Origin of the sequence: Streptomyces sp. NPDC059740, assembly GCF_042733155.1 — a bacterium.
Taxonomy (GTDB): domain Bacteria; phylum Actinomycetota; class Actinomycetes; order Streptomycetales; family Streptomycetaceae; genus Streptomyces.
The window spans coordinates 1-21245 of record NZ_JBHWGP010000056.1; the positions used below are offsets into that span (position 1 = coordinate 1).

The following is a 21245-nucleotide window of genomic DNA, read 5'->3' on the forward strand; positions in this document are numbered from 1 at the left end:
CATTTGGGCGGCAGCTATTTTTTTTTTTTCTTGAAAGCCCACTGGTGGCCCCCCGGGCCGCCCGGCCCGGGCGCCGGGCCCCCGCCCCGGGTACCCCCCCGGGCCCGGCGCGCCGGTGCGTTCGCTCAGCCCTCGCGGAAGTACCGGTAGTGCTCGGCAGCCGCTTCGAGGGCGCCCTGGAGGGTCAGCCACACCAGGAGGACGTCGAGGAGCGCGGCGAAGCCGGCGAGGAGGGCGAGGACGGCCGCGAGGCCGCCCAGGGCCCCCGGAAGCCCTTCGTGCCCCGCCGCGGCGGCCGGAGCCGTGACAGCGGACGCACAGGACGACGCAGGCGGCGCCCGCCAGCAGGCCCACCGTCCGCCTGTCCGTCCGTTCGCAGTCCCGCCGTCCGCCCGTCCGCCCGTCCGCCCGTCCATCCGTCCATCCATCCGTCCATCCGTCCATCCGTCCCATGGAGTCTGCCGGAGCGGTGAGTCCACGGTCCGCCCCCGCGGTGGGGCGCGGCGGGGCCGGAGCAGCCGCAGGGGCCGCCCCTCCCGAGCGGTGGGAGGTGCGGCCCCTGGAGGACGGACGGGTGGTGCGGCGCGTCAGGCGGCCGAGGGACGGGTCACAGGACCCGGACGGCGCCCGTGGGCTCGCTGTAGCTCAGCGGCTTCTTGACGATGCCGGTGCTGGGGTTCTGGGCGCCGATGAACTCGCCGCCGCCGACGTAGACCGCGACGTGGTAGGCGCTGCCGGCGCTGCCCCAGTAGAGGATGTCGCCGACCTGGAGGTTGTCCAGACCGACCTGGGTGCCCTGGGTGGACTGGTCCTGGGAGACGCGGGGCAGGTCCACGCCGATCTGCTTGAAAGCGGCCTGCACGAGGCTGGAGCAGTCGTAGGAGGACGGGCCGGAGGCGCCCATGACGTAGCTCTTGCCGATCTGCGCCTGGAGGAAGCTGACCAGGGTGGCGGTGGAGCCGGAGCCCAGGGAGCTGCTGAGCGTGGTGCGCTCGGAGGAGCGGGAGGCGGCCTCCGCGCGCTTGCGGGCCTCCTCCGCCTTCTTCTTCGCTTCGGCCTTGGCCTTCGCCTCGGCCTTGTCCTTGGCCTCGTGCGCCGCCTTCACCGCGTGGGAGGTGGCGGCGTCCTGGACCGCCTGGCGCTCATAGTCCAGGGCGACCTGCTGCGTGGAGTCCACGCTCTTGGCGTTGGAGCCTGCCAGCGCGTCCGCGATGGTCGGCATTTCCTGGGTCTCCGTCGCGGGCTTCTCCGCGTGTGCGGGGATCGTCGCGCCCGCCACGGCGAAGGTGAAGACGCCGGTTGTGACGCCCGCGCGCAGGGCCCGTGAAGGCGCGGAGCGGCGAGGCTTCCGGTGGCTGGGTATGAGTGCGTTCGGGGACATGGGTCCAACGGCTATCAGGAGCCGCAGGAGGCTGCCAACTGTCGTGGCGTCCGCCACACTTGACGCGTACGCGATGAACAAACCGGGCAATGTGACGCCGCAGGGTCTCCGTGACGGTGTCCGAATTCCGCGATCATGCACCTGGGCATGGGATTTGCGGACGCATGAAGGGCTCCGTGCGCCTACCACCTCCAGTGGTCTTCTGTCGAGTTCGCGCACAAGCGGACTGCGACGCTCCGGGGGAGTGGGTGAGCAGCGTCACTGTTACCGGCTCGTGACGAACCGAGTGCCGATCTTGTGAGAGGCGAGTGAACGGGGGACGGTCGGCGGCGTCATGCGGTGGGGTGGGTCTCCCCGGTCTGAGGCTGCCTCAGGCCGGCGTCCCCTGTGGCGCATCCGCGGGCGAACCGGACGATTCGTGCGCGAGGTTGCGGAGTGGGGGAGCGGCCCCCGGTGGAGGTGGCGTCCGGTGGCGCCCGCCGGGGGCTCGTGAACGCATGCACGAGCGAGGTGGTGGGTGCGCCTCCGCCGCGGTGCGGACGGGGCGTCAACTCGGCCTCCCGGGGCCCGCCGCGACTAGCAGGCGGCGACGTCCAGGGCGAATTTGCCCCCGAGTGCCCTCACTTGATAATGGCGATGCTGCTGCTACCAGCGCAAACGCCCCCATCTGCGACCTTGAGTGATCTTCCCCTGGCGCGGCGTGGATGATCACCCGCCGCGCGGACCGCGCGCGGACCGTCCGGGTGGTGAAGATCACAAAGACGGCGCTGTACCCCGTGTCGCAGATCACAGACGGACAGGCATAGTATGCAGGCGACTCGGGCTTGTGAACTGCCTCACATGAGCGCGAACTCAGGGGCGGCGAACGGGTTCGAGGTGCGTGAACCCCTGGGTTGCGCCGGCCACGGAAGACCGGACGCCCGCGCGAGAACCGCGCGCGGGCGGACGGGGTGAGGCGGCCGGCCGTGCCCGGGCGAGCACGTGGCGACGCGGGCGGGCCACCGTCCGACCGCGCGCCGCACGGCACCACCCGCACCACCCGCACCACGACCGCCAACCAGTCATCGTCGACTGAAGGGAGCGAGGACGGTGAACGCTTACGCGCCCATCCTCGTACTGGGAGCCCTAGGGGCAGGCTTTGCGATCTTCTCCGTCGTGATGGCCACCCTCGTCGGGCCCAGGCGCTACAACCGGGCCAAGCTCGAGGCGTACGAATGCGGGATCGAGCCGACGCCGCAACCGTCCGGCGGTGGCCGTTTCCCCATCAAGTACTACCTGACGGCGATGCTCTTCATCGTCTTCGACATCGAGATCGTCTTCCTCTACCCCTGGGCCGTCACCTTCGACGCCCTCGGGATCTTCGGGCTCGTCGAGATGCTCCTCTTCGCGCTCACCGTCTTCGTCGCCTACGCCTACGTGTGGCGGCGCGGCGGCCTGGAATGGGACTAGGGAGCAGACCATGGGACTTGAAGAGAAACTGCCCAGCGGCTTCGCGCTGACCACCGTCGAACAGGCCGCCGGCTGGGTGCGGAAGTCCTCCGTCTTCCCCGCCACCTTCGGCCTCGCCTGCTGCGCGATCGAGATGATGACGACGGGCGCGGGCCGCTACGACCTCGCCCGCTTCGGCATGGAGGTCTTCCGCGGTTCCCCGCGCCAGGCCGACCTGATGATCGTCGCGGGCCGGGTCAGCCAGAAGATGGCGCCGGTGCTGCGCCAGGTCTACGACCAGATGCCCGACCCCAAGTGGGTCATCTCCATGGGCGTCTGCGCCTCCTCGGGCGGCATGTTCAACAACTACGCGATCGTGCAGGGCGTCGACCACATCGTCCCCGTCGACATCTACCTGCCCGGCTGCCCGCCGCGCCCCGAGATGCTCATGGACGCCATCCTCAAGCTGCACGAGAAGATCCAGGGCACCAAGCTCGGCGTCAACGCGCGGGAAGCAGCCCGTGAGGCGGAGGAGGCGGCCCTCAAGGCGCTCCCGACGATCGAGATGAAGGGGCTGCTGCGATGAGCGAGCAGAAGAAGCCCGAGGCCGGCGGCGAGAAGCCCGAGCCCCCCGAGCGCGCGCAGCAGCCGGGCGGCCCCAACCCCGACCTCGACGTCCAGGCCCAGAACCTCCCCGGCCAGCGCGGCGACGCCGGTGAGGTCATCGGCGTGCGGCGCGGCATGTTCGGCGCCAACAACGGTGGTGACACCAGTGGTTACGGCGGGCTGGTCCGCAGCGTGCGGCTGCCCGGGGCGGCGAACCGGCCCTACGGCGGCTGGTTCGACGAGGTCGCCGACGAGCTGGAGGGCGCCCTGGAGGAACAGGGGCTGGTCCCCGAGGACGTCATCGGCAAGACCGTCGTCGACCGGGACGAGATCACCTTCCACATCGAGCGGGACTTCCTGCCGACCGTCGCCCGCACCCTGCGCGACGACCCCGCGCTCCGCTTCGAACTGTGCACCGGCGTCAGCGCCGTGCACTTCCCCGGCGACGCGGGCCGCGAGCTGCACGCCGTCTACCACCTGCGCTCGATCACCCACAACCGGCTGATCCGGCTGGAGGTCTCGGCGCCCGACGCCGACCCGCACGTGCCCTCGCTGGTCGCCGTCTACCCGACCAACGACTGGCACGAGCGCGAGGTCTACGACTTCTTCGGCCTCGTCTTCGACGGCCACCCCGCCCTGACGCGGATCATGATGCCCGACGACTGGCAGGGCTTCCCGCAGCGCAAGGACTACCCACTCGGCGGCATCCCCGTCGAGTACAAGGGCGCCCAGATCCCGGCTCCCGACCAGCGGAGGTCGTACACCTGATGTCCACGTACACCAATCCCCGTGAGACGGTCGGGCGCGAGACGACCGAGGGAACCGTCTACAACGTCACCGGCGGCGACTGGGACGAGGTCGCCGAGGCCGCGGTCAAGGCCGACGACGAGCGCATCGTCGTCAACATGGGCCCCCAGCACCCCTCCACCCACGGCGTGCTCCGGCTCATCCTGGAGATCGACGGCGAGACGGTGACCGAGGCCCGGTGCGGCATCGGCTACCTGCACACCGGCATCGAGAAGAACCTCGAGTACCGCACCTGGACGCAGGGCACCACCTTCGTCACGCGCATGGACTACCTCACGCCGTTCCACAACGAGACGGCGTACTGCCTGGCGGTGGAGAAGCTGCTCGGCATCGAGGCGGACATCCCCGACCGGGCCAGCGTCATCCGCGTGATGATGATGGAGCTCAACCGCATCTCCTCCCACCTGGTGGCCATCGCCACCGGCGGCATGGAGCTGGGCGCCACCACGATCATGATCTACGGCTTCCGGGACCGCGAACTCGTCCTGGACCTGTACGAGTTGATCACCGGCCTGCGGATGAACCACGCCTACGTGCGGCCCGGCGGACTCTCCCAGGACCTGCCGGCCGGTACCGTCGAGCAGGTCCGCGCCTTCCTGAAGACCATGCGCAAGAACCTCGACGAGTACGACAAGCTCGCCACCGGCAACCCGGTGTTCAAGGGGCGCATGGTCGGCATCGGCTACCTCGACCTCGCCGGCTGCATGGCCACCGGAGCCACCGGCCCCATCCTGCGCTCCGCCGGCCTGCCGCACGACCTGCGCAAGGCCCAGCCCTACTGCGGGTACGAGACCTACGACTTCGAGGTCCCGACCGAGGACACCTGCGACGCCTACGGCCGCTTCCTGATCCGGCTGGAGGAGATGCGGCAGAGCCTGCACATCATCGAGCAGTGCCTGGACCGGCTGGAGCCCGGCCCGGTCATGGTCGGCGACAAGAAGATCGCCTGGCCCGCGCAGCTCGCGGTCGGCCCCGACGGCCTCGGCAACTCCCTGGACCACATCAAGAAGATCATGGGCACCTCGATGGAGGCGCTCATCCACCACTTCAAGCTGGTCACCGAGGGCTTCCGGGTCCCGCCCGGCCAGGCCTACGCGGCGGTGGAGTCCCCCAAGGGCGAACTGGGTGTCCACGCCGTCAGCGACGGCGGCACCCGGCCCTACCGCATCCACTTCCGCGATCCGTCCTTCACCAATCTCCAGGCCATGGCGGCGATGTGCGAGGGCGGCCAGGTCGCCGACGTCATCGTCGCCGTCGCGTCCATCGACCCCGTGATGGGAGGCGTCGACCGGTGACCGCCACACCAGGCAACCAGGGGGTGGAGCTCGGCATGCCCGAGCTGCCGGCGCCCGACTACCCCGCCGAGGTCCGCACCCGGCTCGACGCGGACGCCGCCGAGATCGTGGCCCGCTACCCCGACTCCCGCTCCGCGCTGCTGCCGCTGCTGCACCTGGTGCAGGCCGAGGAGGGCCACGTCACCCGCAGCGGCATCCGGTTCTGCGCCGAGGTGCTGGGTCTGACGACCGCCGAGGTCACCGCGGTGTCCACCTTCTACTCCATGTACCGCCGCAAGCCCTCCGGCGACTACCAGGTCGGGGTGTGCACCAACACCCTGTGCGCCGTCATGGGCGGCGACGCCATCTTCGAACAGCTCCAGGACCACCTCGGCGTCGGCAACGGCGAGACCACCGAGGACGGCAAGGTCACCCTCGAACACATCGAGTGCAACGCGGCCTGCGACTTCGCCCCCGTGGTGATGGTCAACTGGGAGTTCTTTGACAACCAGACGCCCGAGTCGGCCCGCCGCCTGGTCGACGACCTCCGCGCCGGCCGCCCCGTGCAGCCCACCCGCGGCGCCCCGCTGTGCACGTACAAGGAGACCGCCCGCATCCTCGCCGGGTTCCCCGACCAGCGGCCCGGCGCCGTCGAGGCCACCGGCCCCGCGGGCGACCCCTCCCTGCTCGGCCTGCGCCTGGCCAAGGGCGAGGCACCGCCGAGCCGCGTCGTCTCGCCGCGGTCCTCCTTCCCCGTCCAGGACCAGCCCTCGGCGCACGACGAGGCGGCGGCCACCCACCCCAGCTCCCACGACGAGCCGGAGCAGACCTCCGCCTCCGACCCGCACCACCCCGCGCCGCCCGCGCCCGACCGCGGCCCCGGCACCACCCCCGACACCCAGTCAGGACCTGCCACCGAGGAGGGGGAGTGATGAGCGTGGCCACCGAGGTACCCGAGTCCAGCAGCAGTCCCGAGAAGCTGCTCTCGCCCGTCCTGTCCGCGTTCTGGGACCAGCCGCACGCCTGGACGCTGGAGACCTACCGACGGCACGGCGGCTACGAGGGCATGCGCAAGGCCCTCGCCATGGACCCCGACGACGTCATCGCCTACGTCAAGGACTCCGGCCTGCGCGGCCGCGGCGGCGCGGGCTTCCCCACCGGCATGAAGTGGCAGTTCATCCCGCAGGGCGACGGCAAGCCGCACTACCTCGTCGTCAACGCCGACGAGTCGGAGCCCGGGACCTGCAAGGACATCCCGCTGCTCTTCGCCAACCCGCACTCCCTCATCGAGGGCATCGTCATCGCCTGCCACGCGATCCGCTCCTCGCACGCCTTCATCTACCTCCGCGGTGAGGTCGTGCCCGTGCTGCGCCGCCTCCACGAGGCCGTGCGGGAGGCGCAGGAGGCGGGCTACCTCGGCGAGAACATCCTCGGCTCCGGGCTGGACCTCACCGTGACCGTCCACGCCGGCGCCGGCGCGTACATCTGCGGCGAGGAGACCGCCCTGCTGGACTCCCTGGAGGGCCGCCGCGGCCAGCCCCGGCTGCGCCCGCCCTTCCCCGCGGTCGCCGGCCTGTACGCGTGCCCCACTGTGGTGAACAACGTCGAATCCATCGCCTCGGTTCCCGCCATCATGGCCCGCGGCAAGGAGTGGTTCCGCTCCATGGGCACCGAGAAGTCGCCCGGGTTCACGCTGTACTCGCTCAGCGGCCACGTCGCCAACCCCGGCCAGTTCGAGGCGCCGCTGGGCATCACCCTGCGGCAGCTGCTCGACATGAGCGGAGGCATGCGGCCCGGCCACCGGCTGAAGTTCTGGACGCCGGGCGGCTCCTCCACCCCGATGTTCACCGACGAACACCTCGACGTCCCCCTGGACTACGAGGGCGTCGGCGCCGCCGGCTCCATGCTCGGCACCAAGGCGCTCCAGTGCTTCGACGAGACGACCTGCGTGGTGCGGGCCGTCACCCGCTGGACGGAGTTCTACGCCCACGAGTCCTGCGGCAAGTGCACCCCCTGCCGCGAGGGCACCTACTGGCTCGTCCAGCTGCTGCGCGACATCGAGGCCGGCAAGGGCTCGATGGACGACCTCGACAAGCTCACCGACATCGCCGACAACATCAACGGCAAGTCCTTCTGCGCCCTCGGCGACGGTGCCGCCTCGCCGATCTTCTCCTCGATGAAGTACTTCCGCGAGGAGTACGAGCAGCACGTCACCGGCGGCGGCTGCCCCTTCGACCCGGCCCGCTCCACCGCCTGGGCCGACGCCCCCGAGAACCCCGACGCAACCCTGGAGGTGAAGGCATGACCGTCACCCCCACCGCGCCCAACGCCCAAGGGGGCGGGAAGAGCCCGGTACCGCCCGAGGACCTGGTGTCCCTGACCATCGACGGCATCGAGATCTCCGTCCCCAAGGGGACACTGGTCATCCGGGCCGCCGAACTCCTCGGCATCGAGATCCCGCGCTTCTGCGACCACCCGCTGCTCGACCCGGCCGGCGCCTGCCGCCAGTGCATCGTCGAGGTCGAGGGCCAGCGCAAGCCGATGGCCTCCTGCACCATCACCTGCACCGACGGCATGGTCGTCAAGACGCAGCTGACCAGCCAGGCCGCCGAGAAGTCGCAGCGCGGCGTGATGGAGCTGCTGCTCATCAACCACCCGCTGGACTGCCCGGTCTGCGACAAGGGCGGCGAGTGCCCCCTGCAGAACCAGGCCATGTCCACCGGGGCGGCCGAGTCCCGGTTCGAGGGTCGCAAGCGCACCTTCGCCAAGCCCGTCCCCATCTCCACGCAGGTACTGCTGGACCGCGAACGCTGCGTGCTGTGCGCCCGCTGCACCCGCTTCTCGAACCAGATCGCGGGCGACCCGATGATCGAGCTGACCGAGCGGGGCGCGCTCCAGCAGGTCGGCATCGGCGAGGGTGACCCCTTCCAGTCCTACTTCTCCGGCAACACCATCCAGATCTGCCCGGTCGGCGCCCTCACCTCCGCCGCCTACCGGTTCCGCTCCCGCCCCTTCGACCTGGTCTCCTCGCCGTCGGTGTGCGAGCACTGCGCCGGCGGCTGCGCCACCCGCACCGACCACCGGCGCGGCAAGGTCATGCGCCGCCTGGCCGCCAACGAGCCCGAGGTCAACGAGGAGTGGCTGTGCGACAAGGGAAGGTTCGCCTTCCGCTACGCGCAGCTGCCCGACCGCCTCACCACCCCGCTGGTGCGCGACGCCGAGTCCGGTGAGCTGGCCCCGGCGAGCTGGCCCGAGGCGCTCGCGGCCGCCGCCCGGGGCCTGGTGGCCGCCCGCGGCCGGACCGGTGTGCTGGCCGGCGGCCGACTCACCGTCGAGGACGCCTACGCTTACGCCAAGTTCGCACGGACCGCCCTGGCCACCCACGACGTCGACTTCCGCGCCCGCGAACACAGCGCGGAAGAAGGCGAGTTCCTCGCCGCGCACGTCGCCGGCCGGGGCGTCGACCTGGACGGCACCGGCGTCACCCACACCTCACTGGAGAAGGCACCCGCCGTCCTGCTGGTCGGCCTGGAGGCCGAGGAGGAGGCGCCCGGCGTCTTCCTGCGGCTGCGCAAGGCCCACCGCAAGCACGGCCAGCGCCTGTACGGACTCGCCTCGCACGCCTCCCGCGGCCTCGCCAAGGCCGGCGGCGTGCTGCTCCCCGCCGCCCCCGGCACCGAGACCGAGTGGCTGGACGCACTGGCCGGCGGCGTCGGCCTGGAGGAGGACGGCCGGGCCGCGGCCGAGGCGCTGCGCACCGAGGGCGCCGTCGTCCTCGTCGGCGAGCGCCTGGCCGGCGTACCCGGCGGGCTCACCGCCGCCGTCCGCCTCGCCACCGCCACCGGCGCCCACCTGGCGTGGGTCCCCCGGCGGGCCGGGGACCGCGGGGCCGTGGAGGCCGGCGCGCTGCCCGACCTGCTGCCCGGCGGCCGTCCGGTGACCGACCCCCGGGCACGCGCCGAGGTCGCCGAGGCCTGGGGCATCACCGACCTCCCCCACGGCCACGGCCGCACCACCGGGCAGATCCTGGACGCCGCACTCAGCGGTGCGCTGGGCGCCCTGCTGGTCGGCGGCGTCGACCCCGACGACCTGCCCGACCCCGCGGCGGCGCTGCGCGCCCTGGACGCCGTGCCGTTCCTGGTCAGCCTGGAACTGCGGCCCTCGGCGGTCACCGCCCGCGCCGACGTGGTGCTCCCGGTGGCGGCCGTCGCCGAGAAGGCCGGAACCTTCCTCAACTGGGAGGGCCGCATCCGGCTGTTCGAGGCCGCACTCAAGCCCGACCAGATGACCCGGCGCCACCTCCAGTCCGACGTCCGCGTCCTGCACATGCTCGCCGACGCCATGGCGGGCGTGCCCGACTCCCCGTGGGACGGCACCCTCGGCCTGCCCGACCTGCGCGCCGCCCGCGCCGAACTGGACCGCCTCGGCGGCTGGTCGGGCCCCCGCGCCACCGGCCCGATGGCGAGCGGCCGGCCGCTGCGGGCCACCGGCGAGGGCGAGGCCGTGCTCGCCGGCCACCGGCTGCTGCTGGACGAGGGCCGGCTCCAGGACGGGGACGAGGCGCTGGCCGGCACCCGGCACCCCGCCGTCGCCCGCCTCTCGCCCGCGACCGCCGCCGAGATCGGCGCCCGCGAGGGCGCGCCGCTCACCGTCACCGGAGCGGCCGGGACCGTGACGCTGCCGCTCCAGGTCACGCCGATGCCGAACCGGGTGGTGTGGCTGCCGCTGCGCTCCACCGGCCGCGGCATCGCCGCCGACCTCGCGGCCCGGCCCGGCGACCTCGTCCGGATCGCCCCGGCCGGCCCGGCGCCCGCCGCGAAGAACCCGACCGACACGGTCACCGACAAGGAGGTGGACGCATGATGACCGGCCTCACCCCCGCCGCCGGCACGGTCACCCTCGGTGCGGAGGACCTGTCGGTCTTCGGCACCGACCCGTGGTGGCTCGTCGTGGTCAAGGCGGTGTTCTGCTTCGCGTTCCTGATGGTCACGGTGCTCTTCTCCATCGTCTGGGAGCGCAAGGTCGTCGCCTGGATGCAGCTGCGCATCGGCCCCAACCGCCACGGGCCCTGGGGCATGCTCCAGTCCCTCGCGGACGGCGTGAAGCTGATGCTCAAGGAGGACGTCGTCGTCCGCCGCGCGGACAAGTTCGTCTACGTCCTCGCGCCGGTCGTCGCCGCGATCCCCGCGTTCATGGCCATCGCCGTCATCCCGTTCGGCCCGTCCGGCAACGAGATCTCGGTCTTCGGCCACCGCACCGCGATGCAGCTCACCGACCTGCCGATCGCCGTCCTCTACATCCTGGCGACCGCGTCCATCGGCATCTACGGCATCGTGCTGGCCGGCTGGTCCTCCGGCTCGACCTACCCGCTGCTGGGCGGCCTGCGCTCCTGCGCGCAGATGATCTCCTACGAGATCGCCATGGGCATGGCCTTCGCCTCGGTCTTCCTCTACTCCGGGTCGATGTCGACCTCGGCGATCGTCGACGGCCAGCGCGGCACCTGGTACGTGGCCCTGCTGCCGGTGTCCTTCATCATCTACGTCGTCGCGATGGTGGGCGAGACCAACCGGGCGCCGTTCGACATGCCGGAGTCCGAGGGCGACCTCGTCGGCGGCTTCAACACCGAGTACTCCTCCATCAAGTTCGCGATGTTCATGCTGGCCGAGTACGTCAACATGGTCACCGTCTCCTCGGTCGCCGTCACCCTCTTCCTCGGCGGCTGGCGGGCACCGTGGCCCATCTCGACGTTCTGGGAGGGCGCCAACCACGGCTGGTGGCCGCTGCTCTGGTACGTGATCAAGGTGCAGCTCTCGCTGTTCTTCTTCATCTGGCTACGCGGCACGCTGCCACGGGTGCGCTACGACCAGTTCATGCGGCTGGGCTGGAAGGTGCTCATCCCCGTCTCCATGGTCTGGCTGATGCTGGTGGCCACCGTGCGGGCGCTGCGCAACGAGGGCTACGACTTCCAACGCATCCTGCTGTACGTGGCGGGGGCCGCGGTCGTCGTCATCCTGCTCTCCTTCGTCGTGGACTTCTTCCGGCGGGCGGAGCGTGCGGAGGACGCGGCCCCGGCGGGTGCGGACGGCCCGGCCTTCGACCCGATGGCCGGCGGCTTCCCCGTCCCGCCGCTGCCCGGCCAGTCCCTGCCACCCGTGCCCCGAAGGCCTTCGCGCCGGGAGCGGGAGATGGTTGTCAGTGGCGGGGTGGACACTGTGCGTGACGGTGACGAGACAGCGGACGCGACCGGAAAGGGGGCCGGAAATGCCTGACTTCCAGAATCCCGTAGCCGGCTTCGGCGTGACGTTCAGCGCCATGTTCAAGAAGCGGCTCACCGAGCAGTACCCGGAGCAGAAGAAGGAGACCGCGCCCCGGTTCCACGGCCGCCACCAGCTCAACCGTCACCCCGACGGCCTGGAGAAGTGCGTCGGCTGCGAACTGTGCGCCTGGGCCTGCCCCGCCGACGCCATCTACGTCGAGGGCGCCGACAACACCGAGGAGGAGCGCTACTCGCCCGGGGAGCGCTACGGCCGCGTCTACCAGATCAACTACCTGCGCTGCATCCTGTGCGGCCTGTGCGTCGAGGCCTGCCCGACCAGGGCGCTGACCATGACCAACGAGTACGAACTGGCCGACCGCACCCGCGAGTCGCTCATCTACACCAAGGAGGAGCTGCTCGCGGGCCTGCGCGACGGCATGGTCGACTCCCCGCACGCCATCCACCCGGGGACGACCGAGAAGGACTACTACCGGGGCCTGGTCACCGAGGCCGCCCCCGGAACCGTCCAGCAGGCCGTCCACACCGGCGACATGCCGCAGGACGCGGCGCGCACCTACGGCGAGAACGAACCCGCTGCGCAGGAGGTGGGACAGTGACGAGCCCGCTCGGCAGCCCCCTGATGGACCTGGCCGCCGCCCCGGCGTACACCACGTCCACCGGCGAGGCCTGGCAGTTCTGGATCCTGGGCATCACGGCGGTGGCCGGGGCGCTGTGCACGGTGCTGATGCGCCGCGCGGTCCACAGCGCCCTCTCGCTCGCCGGCACCATGATCATCCTGGCCGTCTTCTACCTGGCCAACGGCGCCTACTTCCTCGGCATCGTCCAGATCGTCGTCTACACCGGCGCGGTCATGATGCTCTTCCTCTTCGTCGTCATGCTCGTCGGCGTCTCGGCGGCGGACTCGCTCAAGGAGACGCTGCGGGGCCAGCGCTGGCTGGCCCTGCTGTGCGGGCTCGGCTTCGGCATCCTGCTGATCGCCGGCATCGGCAACGCCTCGCTCAAGCGGTTCGACGGGCTGGGCAGCGCCAACGCCGGCGGCAACGTGCAGGGGCTGGCGTCGCTGATCTTCACCAAGTACGTCTTCGCCTTCGAGATCACCGGCGCCCTGCTGATCACCGCGGCGGTCGGCGCGATGGTGCTCACCCACCGGGAGCGCACCGAACGCGCCGCCACCCAGCGCGAGCAGGCGGTGCGCCGCATCCAGGAGGGCCGCCAGGTCACGCCGCTGCCGGCGCCCGGCGTCTACGCCCGCCACAACGCGGTCGACGTCCCCGGCCTGCTGCCCGACGGCACGGCCTCGGAGCTCACCGTCAACCCGACCCTGCGCGAGCGCGGCCAGATCCGGGACGTCTCGCAGGACTCGCTCGCGGCGCTCGCCGCACTGGAGCGGCGCTCCGCCGAGCGCCTGGAGCGCCGCGAACTGCCCACCGGCGTCCCCACCTCCCGCTCCCCGCGGCCCACCGGCAGCGCTCGAGACGGCGAAGGAGTGAAATAAGTGAATCCGGTCTACTACCTCTACCTCGCCGCCCTCCTCTTCACCATCGGCGCCGCCGGCGTCCTGGTGCGGCGCAACGCCATCGTGGTGTTCATGTGCGTGGAGTTGATGCTGAACGCCTGCAACCTGGCGTTCGTCACCTTCTCCCGGATGCACGGCAACCTCGACGGCCAGATCATCGCCTTCTTCACGATGGTCGTCGCCGCCGCCGAGGTCGTGGTGGGCCTGGCGATCATCGTGTCGATCTTCCGCGCGCGCCACTCGGCCTCGGTCGACGACGCCAGTCTGATGAAGCTGTAAGGGGAAGCGCTGTGGAAAACCTCATCGCGCTGCTCGTCGCGGCGCCCCTGATCGGCGCGGCCCTGCTGCTCTGCGGCGGCCGGCGTCTGGACCGTGTGGGACACGTGGTCGGGACCCTGCTGGCGGTGGTCTCCTTCGCCGTCGGCCTGGTCCTCTTCAGTGACATGCTCGGCCGGGGGGCGGGCGACCGCTCCCTGCACCAGCACCTGTTCACCTGGGTGCCGGTCAACTCCTTCCACGCCGACGTCGCCTTCCAGCTCGACCAGCTGTCCATGACGTTCGTGCTGCTGATCACCGGCGTCGGCTCGCTGATCCACGTCTACTCGATCGGCTACATGGCGCACGACGAGCGCCGGCGCCGCTTCTTCGGCTACCTCAACCTCTTCCTCGCGGCGATGCTGCTCCTCGTCCTCGCCGACAACTACCTGCTGCTGTACGCGGGCTGGGAGGGCGTGGGGCTCGCCTCGTACCTGCTGATCGGCTTCTGGCAGCACAAGCCCAGCGCGGCGACGGCCGCCAAGAAGGCGTTCCTGGTCAACCGGGTCGGCGACATCGGCCTGTCGATCGCGATCATGCTGCTCTTCACCACCTTCGGCACCTTCGCCTTCACCCCGGTGCTGGGCTCCGCGGACGGCGCCTCGCAGGGGACGCTGACCGCGATCGGGCTGATGCTGCTGCTCGCCGCCTGCGGCAAGTCCGCCCAGGTGCCGCTCCAGTCCTGGCTGGGGGACGCGATGGAGGGCCCGACCCCGGTCTCCGCCCTCATCCACGCCGCCACCATGGTCACCGCGGGCGTGTACCTCATCACCCGCTCCGGAGCGATCTTCGACGCGGCGCCCGACGCCCAGACGGCCGTGGTGGTGGTCGGCGCGGTCACGCTCCTCTTCGGTGCGATCGTCGGTTGCGCCAAGGACGACATCAAGAAGGCGCTCGCCGGCTCGACGATGTCGCAGATCGGCTACATGGTGCTGGCGGCCGGCCTCGGCCCGATCGGCTACCCGTTCGCCATCATGCACCTGGTCACCCACGGCTTCTTCAAGGCCGGCCTGTTCCTCGGGGCCGGCTCGGTGATGCACGGCATGAACGACGAGGTGGACATGCGCCGCTACGGCGGCCTGCGCAAGTACATGCCGGTCACCTTCGTCACCTTCGGCCTCGGCTACCTGGCCATCATCGGCTTCCCGGGCCTGTCCGGCTTCTTCTCCAAGGACAAGATCATCGAGGCCGCGTTCGGCCGGGGCGGCACCGAGGGCTGGATCCTCGGCGGTGCGGCCCTCCTCGGCGCCGCCCTCACCGCGTACTACATGACGCGCGTGATGCTGATGACCTTCTTCGGTGAGGAGCGCTGGCGCCACACCGACAAGCAGGAGGGCGCGCCCTCCCCGGAGCGGCCCTCGGTCGAGCCGGCCGCCGCCGTCCACGGCGCGGGGGCCGAGCCGCACCCGCACGAGTCGCCCAGGTCCATGACGATCCCCATGATCGTGCTGGCCTTCGGCTCGGTGCTGGCCGGCGGTCTGTTCTCCATCAACGACGCCTTCGTCCATTGGCTGAAGCCGGTGACCGGTCTGGAGGAGGGCAACCCGCCGGTCTCCGCGGGGGCCGTGACGGCGGCGACGATGGTGCTGATGGTGGCCGGCATCGCGCTGGCCTGGCTCCAGTACGGCCGCCGGCCCGTCCCGGTCGCCGTGCCGCGGGGCAACCTGCTGACCCGCGCCGCCCGCCGCGACCTGCTGCAGGACGACTTCAACCACGTCGTCCTGGTACGCGGCGGAGAGCACCTGACCCGCACGCTGGTCTACCTCGACCACGCGCTGGTCGACGGCGCGGTGAACGGCACCGCCGCCTCGGTGGGCGGTCTCTCCGGCCGGATGCGGCGCTGGCAGAACGGCTTCGCCCGCTCCTACGCCGCGCAGATGTTGGGCGGTGCGGCGGTCCTCATCGCCGTCACGCTGCTGATGAGGGGTGTCTGAGCCATGTCCTTCCTCCTGACCGCCACGGCGGCCCTGCCCGCCGTCGGCGCGGTGGCCACCGCGGCCGTACCCGCCGCCCGGCGCACCGCCGCCAAGTGGTCGGCGCTGCTGTTCTCGCTGGCCACCTTCGTCCTGGCACTCGTCGTCGCGTTCTCCTTCGACCCGGGCGCGAAGGGCCCCTTCCAGCTCACCGAGTCCCACGCCTGGATCGCCGACTTCGGCGTCCGCTACGAACTCGGCGTCGACGGCATCGCGGTCGCCCTGATCGCACTGACCGCGCTGCTGGTGCCCTTCGTCCTCCTCGCCGGCTGGCACGACGCCGACCCGTTGGAAGGGGACCGCCCCAACCGGCGGTGGCGGCCGACCCAGGGCTTCTTCGCCCTCATCCTGGCCGTCGAGGCGATGGTGGTCATCTCCTTCGAGGCCACCGACGTCTTCCTGTTCTACCTGTTCTTCGAGGCCATGCTCATCCCGATGTACTTCCTCATCGGTGGCTTCGGGGACCGGGCCGGCGTGGGCGACGAGGAGGCCGCGGCCACCCAGCGCTCCTACGCCGCCGTCAAGTTCCTGCTGTACAACCTCGTCGGCGGCCTCGTCATGCTGGCCGCGGTCATCGGCCTGTACGCGGTCACGGCCGGCCAGCTCGGCCACGGCACCTTCTCGCTCACCGAGATCGTCCAGGCACGGGCGAGCGGGAAGCTGACGATCGCCACCAGCACCGAACGCTGGCTCTTCCTCGGCTTCTTCTTCGCCTTCGCGGTGAAGGCGCCGCTGTGGCCGCTGCACACCTGGCTGCCGAACGCCATGGGTGAGGCCACCTCCCCGGTCGCGGTCCTCATCACGGCGGTGGTCGACAAGGTCGGCACCTTCGCGATGCTCCGCTTCTGCCTCCAGCTCTTCCCCGCGGCCAGCCGCTGGGCGACGCCGGTGATCCTCGTCCTCGCGCTGATCAGCATCGTGTACGGGGCGCTGGTCGCCGTCGGGCAGCGGGACGTCAAGCGTCTGATCGCCTACGCCTCCATCTCCCACTTCGGCTTCATCATCCTGGGGGTCTTCGCCCTCACCAGCCAGGGACAGAGCGGCGCGACCCTGTACATGGTCAACCACGGCATCTCCACCGCCGTGCTGATGCTGCTCGCCGGGTTCCTCATCTCCCGGCGCGGCTCGCGGCTCATCGCCGACTTCGGCGGGGTGCAGAAGGTCGCGCCGGTCCTGGCCGGCACCTTCCTGGTGGGCGGCCTCGCGACCCTGTCGCTGCCCGGACTCGCCCCGTTCGTCAGCGAGTTCCTCGTCCTGGTCGGCACCTTCAGCCGGTTCCCGGTCATCGGTGCCGTGGCGACTCTGGGCATCGTGCTGGCCGCGCTGTACGTCCTGGTCCTCTACCAGCGGACGATGACCGGACCGGTCAGGGCCGAGGTGCAGGGGATGAAGGACCTCAAGGCCCGCGAGCTGGTCGTGGTGGCTCCACTGATCGCGCTGCTGATCTTCCTCGGCGTGTATCCGCAGCCCCTGGCGACGCTCGTCAACCCGGCGGTCAACCACACCCTCTCGGTGGTCGACCGCAAGGACCCCAGGCCCGACACCCCCGTGAAGGCGGAACCGCGGGACGGCACCGCGGCGCGGTCGGGCCACGAAGACCACGCCGCAGCCGCCGCAGACGGTGAGGGAGCGAAGTGAACGCGATGACGACCCTGGTAGATGTCCACAGCCTGTGGACAACGGCGGCGGGGGAGGCGGGGGCCTCGGCCGCCGACCGCATCCCCACGCCCACCATCGAGTACGCCCAGCTCTCCCCGACCCTGGTGGTGCTGGGCGCCGCGGTCCTCGGCGTCCTGGTCGAGGCGTTCCTGCCGCGCCGCAGCCGCTACGGCGCCCAGGTGCTGCTGGCGGTGATCGGGCTGGCCGGTGCCTTCGCGGCCGTGGTCGGCCTGGCGGTCGCCGGTTACGGCACCACCAAGGCGCACATCGCGGCCATGGGGGCGATCGCCGTCGACGGCCCGGCCCTCTTCCTCCAGGGCACGATCCTGCTCGTCGCGCTGGTCTCGGTGTTCGTCTTCGCCGAGCGCCGCCTCGATCCCGCGGCGCACGGCAGGCGCGTGGACTCCTTCGCCGCCCAAGCCGCCGCCGTCCCCGGCGGTGAGGCCGAACAAGCCGCGGTGAAAGCCGGGTTCACCACCACCGAGGTCTTCCCGCTCGCCCTGTTCGCGGTCGGCGGCATGCTGGTCTTCCCCGCCGCCAACGACCTGCTGACCCTCTTCGTGGCGCTGGAGGTCTTCTCCCTCCCGCTCTACATCCTCTGCGCCCTCGCCCGCCGCCAGCGGCTCCTCTCCCAGGAGTCGGCGGTCAAGTACTTCCTGCTGGGCGCGTTCTCCTCGGCGTTCCTCCTCTTCGGCGTCGCCCTGCTCTACGGCTACGCGGGCAGCGTCACCTACGCCGACATCGCCCGCGTCGTCTCCGACGGAGCCAAGCAGATCGACCCGGCGCTGGCCGGCACCATGGGCAACGACGCGCTGCTGCTGATCGGCGGGGCGCTGGTGCTGATGGGGCTGCTGTTCAAGGTGGGTGCCGTGCCGTTCCACATGTGGACGCCGGACGTCTACCAGGGCGCACCGACCCCCGTCACCGGGTTCATGGCGGCGGCCACCAAGGTCGCCGCGTTCGGCGCGCTGCTGCGGCTGCTGTACGTGGTGCTGCCGGGGATGCGCTGGGACTGGCGTCCGGTGATGTGGGGCGTCGCCATCGTCACCATGCTGGCCGGCGCGGTCATCGCGGTCACGCAGACCGACGTCAAGCGGCTGCTGGCCTACTCCTCCATCGCCCACGCCGGGTTCATCCTGGCCGGCGTCATCGCCGTCAACCGGGACGGCGTCTCCTCCACGCTGTTCTACCTGGGCGCCTACTCCTTCGTGACGCTCGGCGCGTTCGCGGTGGTCACGCTGGTGCGGGACGCCGGCGGTGAGGCGACCCACCTCTCCAAGTGGGCCGGCCTGGGACGGCGTTCACCCCTGGTGGCGGCCGTGTTCGCGGTCTTCCTGCTGGCTTTCGCCGGCATCCCGCTGACCTCCGGCTTCGCGGGCAAGTTCGCGGTGTTCAAGGCGGCGGCGGAGAGCGGGGCGGGCACGCTGGTCGTGATCGGTGTGATCTCCTCGGCCGTGGCCGCGTTCTTCTACATCCGGGTGATCGTGCTGATGTTCTTCAGCGAGCCGAAGCCCGACGGCCCGACGGTGGCCGTCCCCTCGCCGCTGACGATGACGGCCATCGGCGTTGGCGTGCTCGTCACGGTGGTGCTGGGGGTGGCCCCGCAGTACTTCCTGGACCTGGCCGGTCAGGCCGGGAGCTTCGTGAGGTGAGCCGGTGGGCCACCGTCGCCTCCCGCGGCGGCGGCCCGGTCCGCAGTGGACGCCGGGTGAGGGGCGTCGCGACCGCGCAGCAGCGGTTCGCGGCGCCCCTCACGCGTGGGTCCGCCCCGGCCCTGTCGCCGCCTAGCCGATGCCGCTGGGCAGGCTGGTCGGAGCGTCCCCCGGCAGGGTGGGCAGGCCGCTGGGCAGGTTCGGGATGTCGGCCTTGTCGCTGGTGCGGGTCAGGACGTCGGTGGGGCCGTTCTCCCAGTCCACCGTCAGCCGTTCACCGCTGCGCCGCACGGTGCCCATGTTGCGGGTCTTGTCCCCGTCGGTGCAGGTCATCGCGAGCATCGTCATGCCGCCCATGCTCTTGGCGCCGCCGACGCAGGCGGTCTTCTTCCCGACGTTGAGTACCGCGGTGCCGCTGACGAAGGCGAGCGTGACCTGGTCCTCGCCGGACTGCGTCCGCCAGGTGCCGGCCAGCGCCTTGCCGTCCACCGCCGACCCGGACGGCCGGGGGCTGGTGGAGGTGCCGGTGCCGGCGGAGGTGGGCGAGCTGTCGTCTTGACGGCTCTCGTTGCCCGATCCGCAGCCGACGAGCAGGGTCGAGGCGAGTCCGACCGCCCCGACGATCAACGCTGCGTTGCGCATGGACGTTCCCTCCGTTGGGTGCAGGACGTGCCCAGACGCTAGCAGCCGCTCCGCCGGGTGCCGCCGCCGAAGCGGACGGTCCAGCGCCGCCCGCCCGTCCCGGAGCCGGGGTCGTGCCCGGCTCGTGCAGGGGCGGAGGAGTCGTGCCCGGCCTCGTGCGGGGGCGTCAGGACGGTTCCCCAACTCGTCCGAGAGCGCCGTCCGTTGCCGCGCTGTCGGGCGTCTGTCGGGGACAACGGGTGGGGTGTCGGAGGCGTGTCGGCCGGGACCGGCACCTTTCCGGGGACGGCCCGCCGGTCCTCGCCGGCCGGCCCCGATCCCGAAGGAGCCACCATGCACACTCCCGTCACGATCATCGGTGCAGGACTGGGCGGGCTCACCCTCGCCCGGGTCCTGCACGTCCACGGGATCGCCGTCACGGTCCACGAGGCGGAGCCCTCCCCGACGGCGCGTTCGCAGGGCGGGATGCTCGACATCCACGACTACAACGGACAGCTCGCCCTCGAAGCGGCCGGTCTGATGGCGGAGTTCCGGGCCGTCGTTCTGCAGGGCCGGCAGGCGATGCGGGTCCTGGACCCGGACGGGACCGTCCTGTACGACAAGGCCGACGACGGCACGGGGGGCCGCCCCGAGGTGCAGCGCGGTGAGCTGCGCCGAGTCCTGCTCGACTCCCTCCCGGCCGGCACCGTCCGGTGGGGACGCAAGGTCAGCAGCGCCCGCACCCTGGGCGAGGGGCGTCACGAGGTGGTGTTCGCCGACGGCAGCACTCTCGTCACGAGCCTGCTGGTCGGTGCGGACGGCGCCTGGTCGCGGGTCCGGCCGCTGCTCTCCGCTGCCACACCCGAGTACGTCGGCAGGTCGGTCGTCGAGACCTACCTGTTCGAGGCCGACACCCGGCACCGGGCCGCAGCGAAAGCGGTCGGCGGCGGGTCGATGATCGTGCCCAGGCCGGACAGGGAGATCTTCGCCCACCGGGAAACGGGCGACACCCTCCACGCGTACGTGGGGATCTCCGAGCCCCGGGAATGGTTCGCCGCCATCGACTTCACCGACGCCGCCGAGTCCACGGCACGGGTGGCGAAGGAGTTCGACGGCTGGGCACCGGAACTCACCGCGCTGATCACCGAGAGCGACCTCCCCCCGGCCCTGCGTCCCCTCTACGCCCTGCCGACAGGCCACCGCTGGGACCGCGTGCCGGGGGTGACCCTGATCGGTGACGCCGCCCACCTCTCGGCCCCGAACGGCGAAGGCGCCAACCTGGCGATGCTGGACGGCGCGGAACTCGGCACGGCCCTCGCCGCACACCCCGACGACACCGAGGCCGCGCTCACCGCGTACGAGCAGGCCATGTTCCCGCGGAGTGCCGAGGTCAGCCCCCATGACAGTGACCAGTTGCAGGAGTTCCTCCTCGACGGGAACGCCGCCACGTCCTGAGCGGCGTGGTCACCGGCGGCGGACGCGGCCCGGGGGCTCCCCCGCGTCACGTCCGCTGCCGCTGACCACCCGTGCCCTTCCTGCCCCCCGTCCGGACGCCATGTCCACCGCACTGAACGCGATATATCTTGTGTGGATCGGTGAATGCGCTATATCGTGTTCGCGAGACGTTCCGCCTGTCAGGTGGGGTTGCTCCTGGGCGGAGCACGCCCAGCAGCTGACGCGTCCCGGGCTCCCTGCCCGCCCCGTCCGCCGTGTCATCCGGACGGGGCGCAGTGCGC

At 71.4% G+C, this 21245-nt stretch carries 18 protein-coding genes; 15 read left to right on the top strand and 3 right to left on the bottom strand.

The features are described from left to right. Positions 1–125: 125 nt before the first annotated feature. Both ACFV3R_RS32315 and ACFV3R_RS32320 read right to left on the bottom strand, forming a co-directional pair. Positions 126–416, bottom strand: coding sequence for a hypothetical protein (locus tag ACFV3R_RS32315; protein WP_385590567.1), 291 nt, complete (start codon positions 414–416; stop codon positions 126–128). A 191-nt stretch (positions 417–607) separates the two neighbouring features. Beyond that, complete coding sequence (locus tag ACFV3R_RS32320) at positions 608–1381, bottom strand: C40 family peptidase (RefSeq protein ID WP_385590569.1); 774 nt, start codon at positions 1379–1381, stop codon at positions 608–610. A gap of 1089 nt (positions 1382–2470) precedes the next feature. Here ACFV3R_RS32320 and ACFV3R_RS32325 point away from each other — a divergent pair. Genes ACFV3R_RS32325 through nuoN form a run of 14 tightly spaced genes read left to right on the top strand, consistent with a single transcriptional unit; the run spans position 2471 to position 18888 of the window. After that, entirely contained in the window at positions 2471–2830 is a 360-nt protein-coding gene (locus ACFV3R_RS32325; protein ID WP_385590571.1) for an NADH-quinone oxidoreductase subunit A, read from the top strand. 10 nt (positions 2831–2840) lie between these two features. Next, a complete protein-coding gene (locus ACFV3R_RS32330) occupies positions 2841–3395 on the top strand; it encodes a NuoB/complex I 20 kDa subunit family protein (RefSeq protein WP_385590573.1) in 555 nt (184 codons plus the stop codon). Continuing rightward, the gene (locus ACFV3R_RS32335) at positions 3392–4183 is read left to right on the top strand and encodes an NADH-quinone oxidoreductase subunit C (RefSeq protein WP_385590575.1); all 792 of its coding nucleotides are present in this window, start codon (positions 3392–3394) and stop codon (positions 4181–4183) included. Before ACFV3R_RS32330 ends, ACFV3R_RS32335 begins: the two co-directional genes overlap by 4 nt. Further along, positions 4183–5517, top strand: a complete 1335-nt coding sequence (locus ACFV3R_RS32340) for an NADH-quinone oxidoreductase subunit D (RefSeq protein WP_385590578.1) — start codon at positions 4183–4185, stop codon at positions 5515–5517. Before ACFV3R_RS32335 ends, ACFV3R_RS32340 begins: the two co-directional genes overlap by 1 nt. A gap of 35 nt (positions 5518–5552) precedes the next feature. Beyond that, positions 5553–6428, top strand: coding sequence for an NADH-quinone oxidoreductase subunit NuoE (nuoE, locus tag ACFV3R_RS32345; protein WP_385590607.1), 876 nt, complete (start codon positions 5553–5555; stop codon positions 6426–6428). Then, complete coding sequence (gene nuoF / locus ACFV3R_RS32350; protein WP_385590581.1) at positions 6428–7801, top strand: NADH-quinone oxidoreductase subunit NuoF; 1374 nt, start codon at positions 6428–6430, stop codon at positions 7799–7801. Before nuoE ends, nuoF begins: the two co-directional genes overlap by 1 nt. Then, positions 7798–10359: an NADH-quinone oxidoreductase subunit G gene (locus tag ACFV3R_RS32355; protein WP_385590583.1), complete on the top strand. Its 2562-nt coding sequence runs from the start codon at positions 7798–7800 to the stop codon at positions 10357–10359. The genes nuoF and ACFV3R_RS32355 overlap by 4 nt, the downstream gene beginning before the upstream one ends. Beyond that, positions 10359–11765: an NADH-quinone oxidoreductase subunit NuoH gene (nuoH, locus tag ACFV3R_RS32360; protein WP_385590609.1), complete on the top strand. Its 1407-nt coding sequence runs from the start codon at positions 10359–10361 to the stop codon at positions 11763–11765. The genes ACFV3R_RS32355 and nuoH overlap by 1 nt, the downstream gene beginning before the upstream one ends. Beyond that, positions 11758–12369 (top strand): NADH-quinone oxidoreductase subunit NuoI, encoded by a 612-nt coding sequence (nuoI, locus tag ACFV3R_RS32365; RefSeq protein WP_385590585.1) that lies wholly within the window; start codon positions 11758–11760, stop codon positions 12367–12369. The genes nuoH and nuoI overlap by 8 nt, the downstream gene beginning before the upstream one ends. A 23-nt stretch (positions 12370–12392) precedes the next feature. After that, entirely contained in the window at positions 12393–13268 is an 876-nt protein-coding gene (locus ACFV3R_RS32370) for an NADH-quinone oxidoreductase subunit J (RefSeq protein ID WP_385590611.1), read from the top strand. Further along, the gene (gene nuoK, locus ACFV3R_RS32375; RefSeq protein ID WP_385590587.1) at positions 13269–13568 is read left to right on the top strand and encodes an NADH-quinone oxidoreductase subunit NuoK; all 300 of its coding nucleotides are present in this window, start codon (positions 13269–13271) and stop codon (positions 13566–13568) included. 11 nt (positions 13569–13579) lie between these two features. Next, the gene (gene nuoL, locus ACFV3R_RS32380) at positions 13580–15538 is read left to right on the top strand and encodes an NADH-quinone oxidoreductase subunit L (RefSeq protein ID WP_385590589.1); all 1959 of its coding nucleotides are present in this window, start codon (positions 13580–13582) and stop codon (positions 15536–15538) included. Positions 15539–15541: 3 nt separating this feature from the next. Further along, a complete protein-coding gene (locus tag ACFV3R_RS32385) occupies positions 15542–17215 on the top strand; it encodes an NADH-quinone oxidoreductase subunit M (protein ID WP_385590591.1) in 1674 nt (557 codons plus the stop codon). Positions 17216–17220: 5 nt separating this feature from the next. Then, complete coding sequence (gene nuoN / locus ACFV3R_RS32390; RefSeq protein ID WP_385590613.1) at positions 17221–18888, top strand: NADH-quinone oxidoreductase subunit NuoN; 1668 nt, start codon at positions 17221–17223, stop codon at positions 18886–18888. A 132-nt stretch (positions 18889–19020) separates the two neighbouring features. On the opposite strand, the gene ACFV3R_RS32395 is transcribed toward nuoN, so the two are convergent. After that, entirely contained in the window at positions 19021–19530 is a 510-nt protein-coding gene (locus ACFV3R_RS32395) for a hypothetical protein (RefSeq protein ID WP_385590593.1), read from the bottom strand. Between the two features lie 333 nt (positions 19531–19863). Here ACFV3R_RS32395 and ACFV3R_RS32400 point away from each other — a divergent pair, with 333 nt between their 5' ends. After that, on the top strand, positions 19864–20964 hold the full coding sequence (locus ACFV3R_RS32400) for an FAD-dependent oxidoreductase (RefSeq protein ID WP_385590595.1): 1101 nt from the start codon (positions 19864–19866) through the stop codon (positions 20962–20964). Positions 20965–21245: the final 281 nt, after the last annotated feature.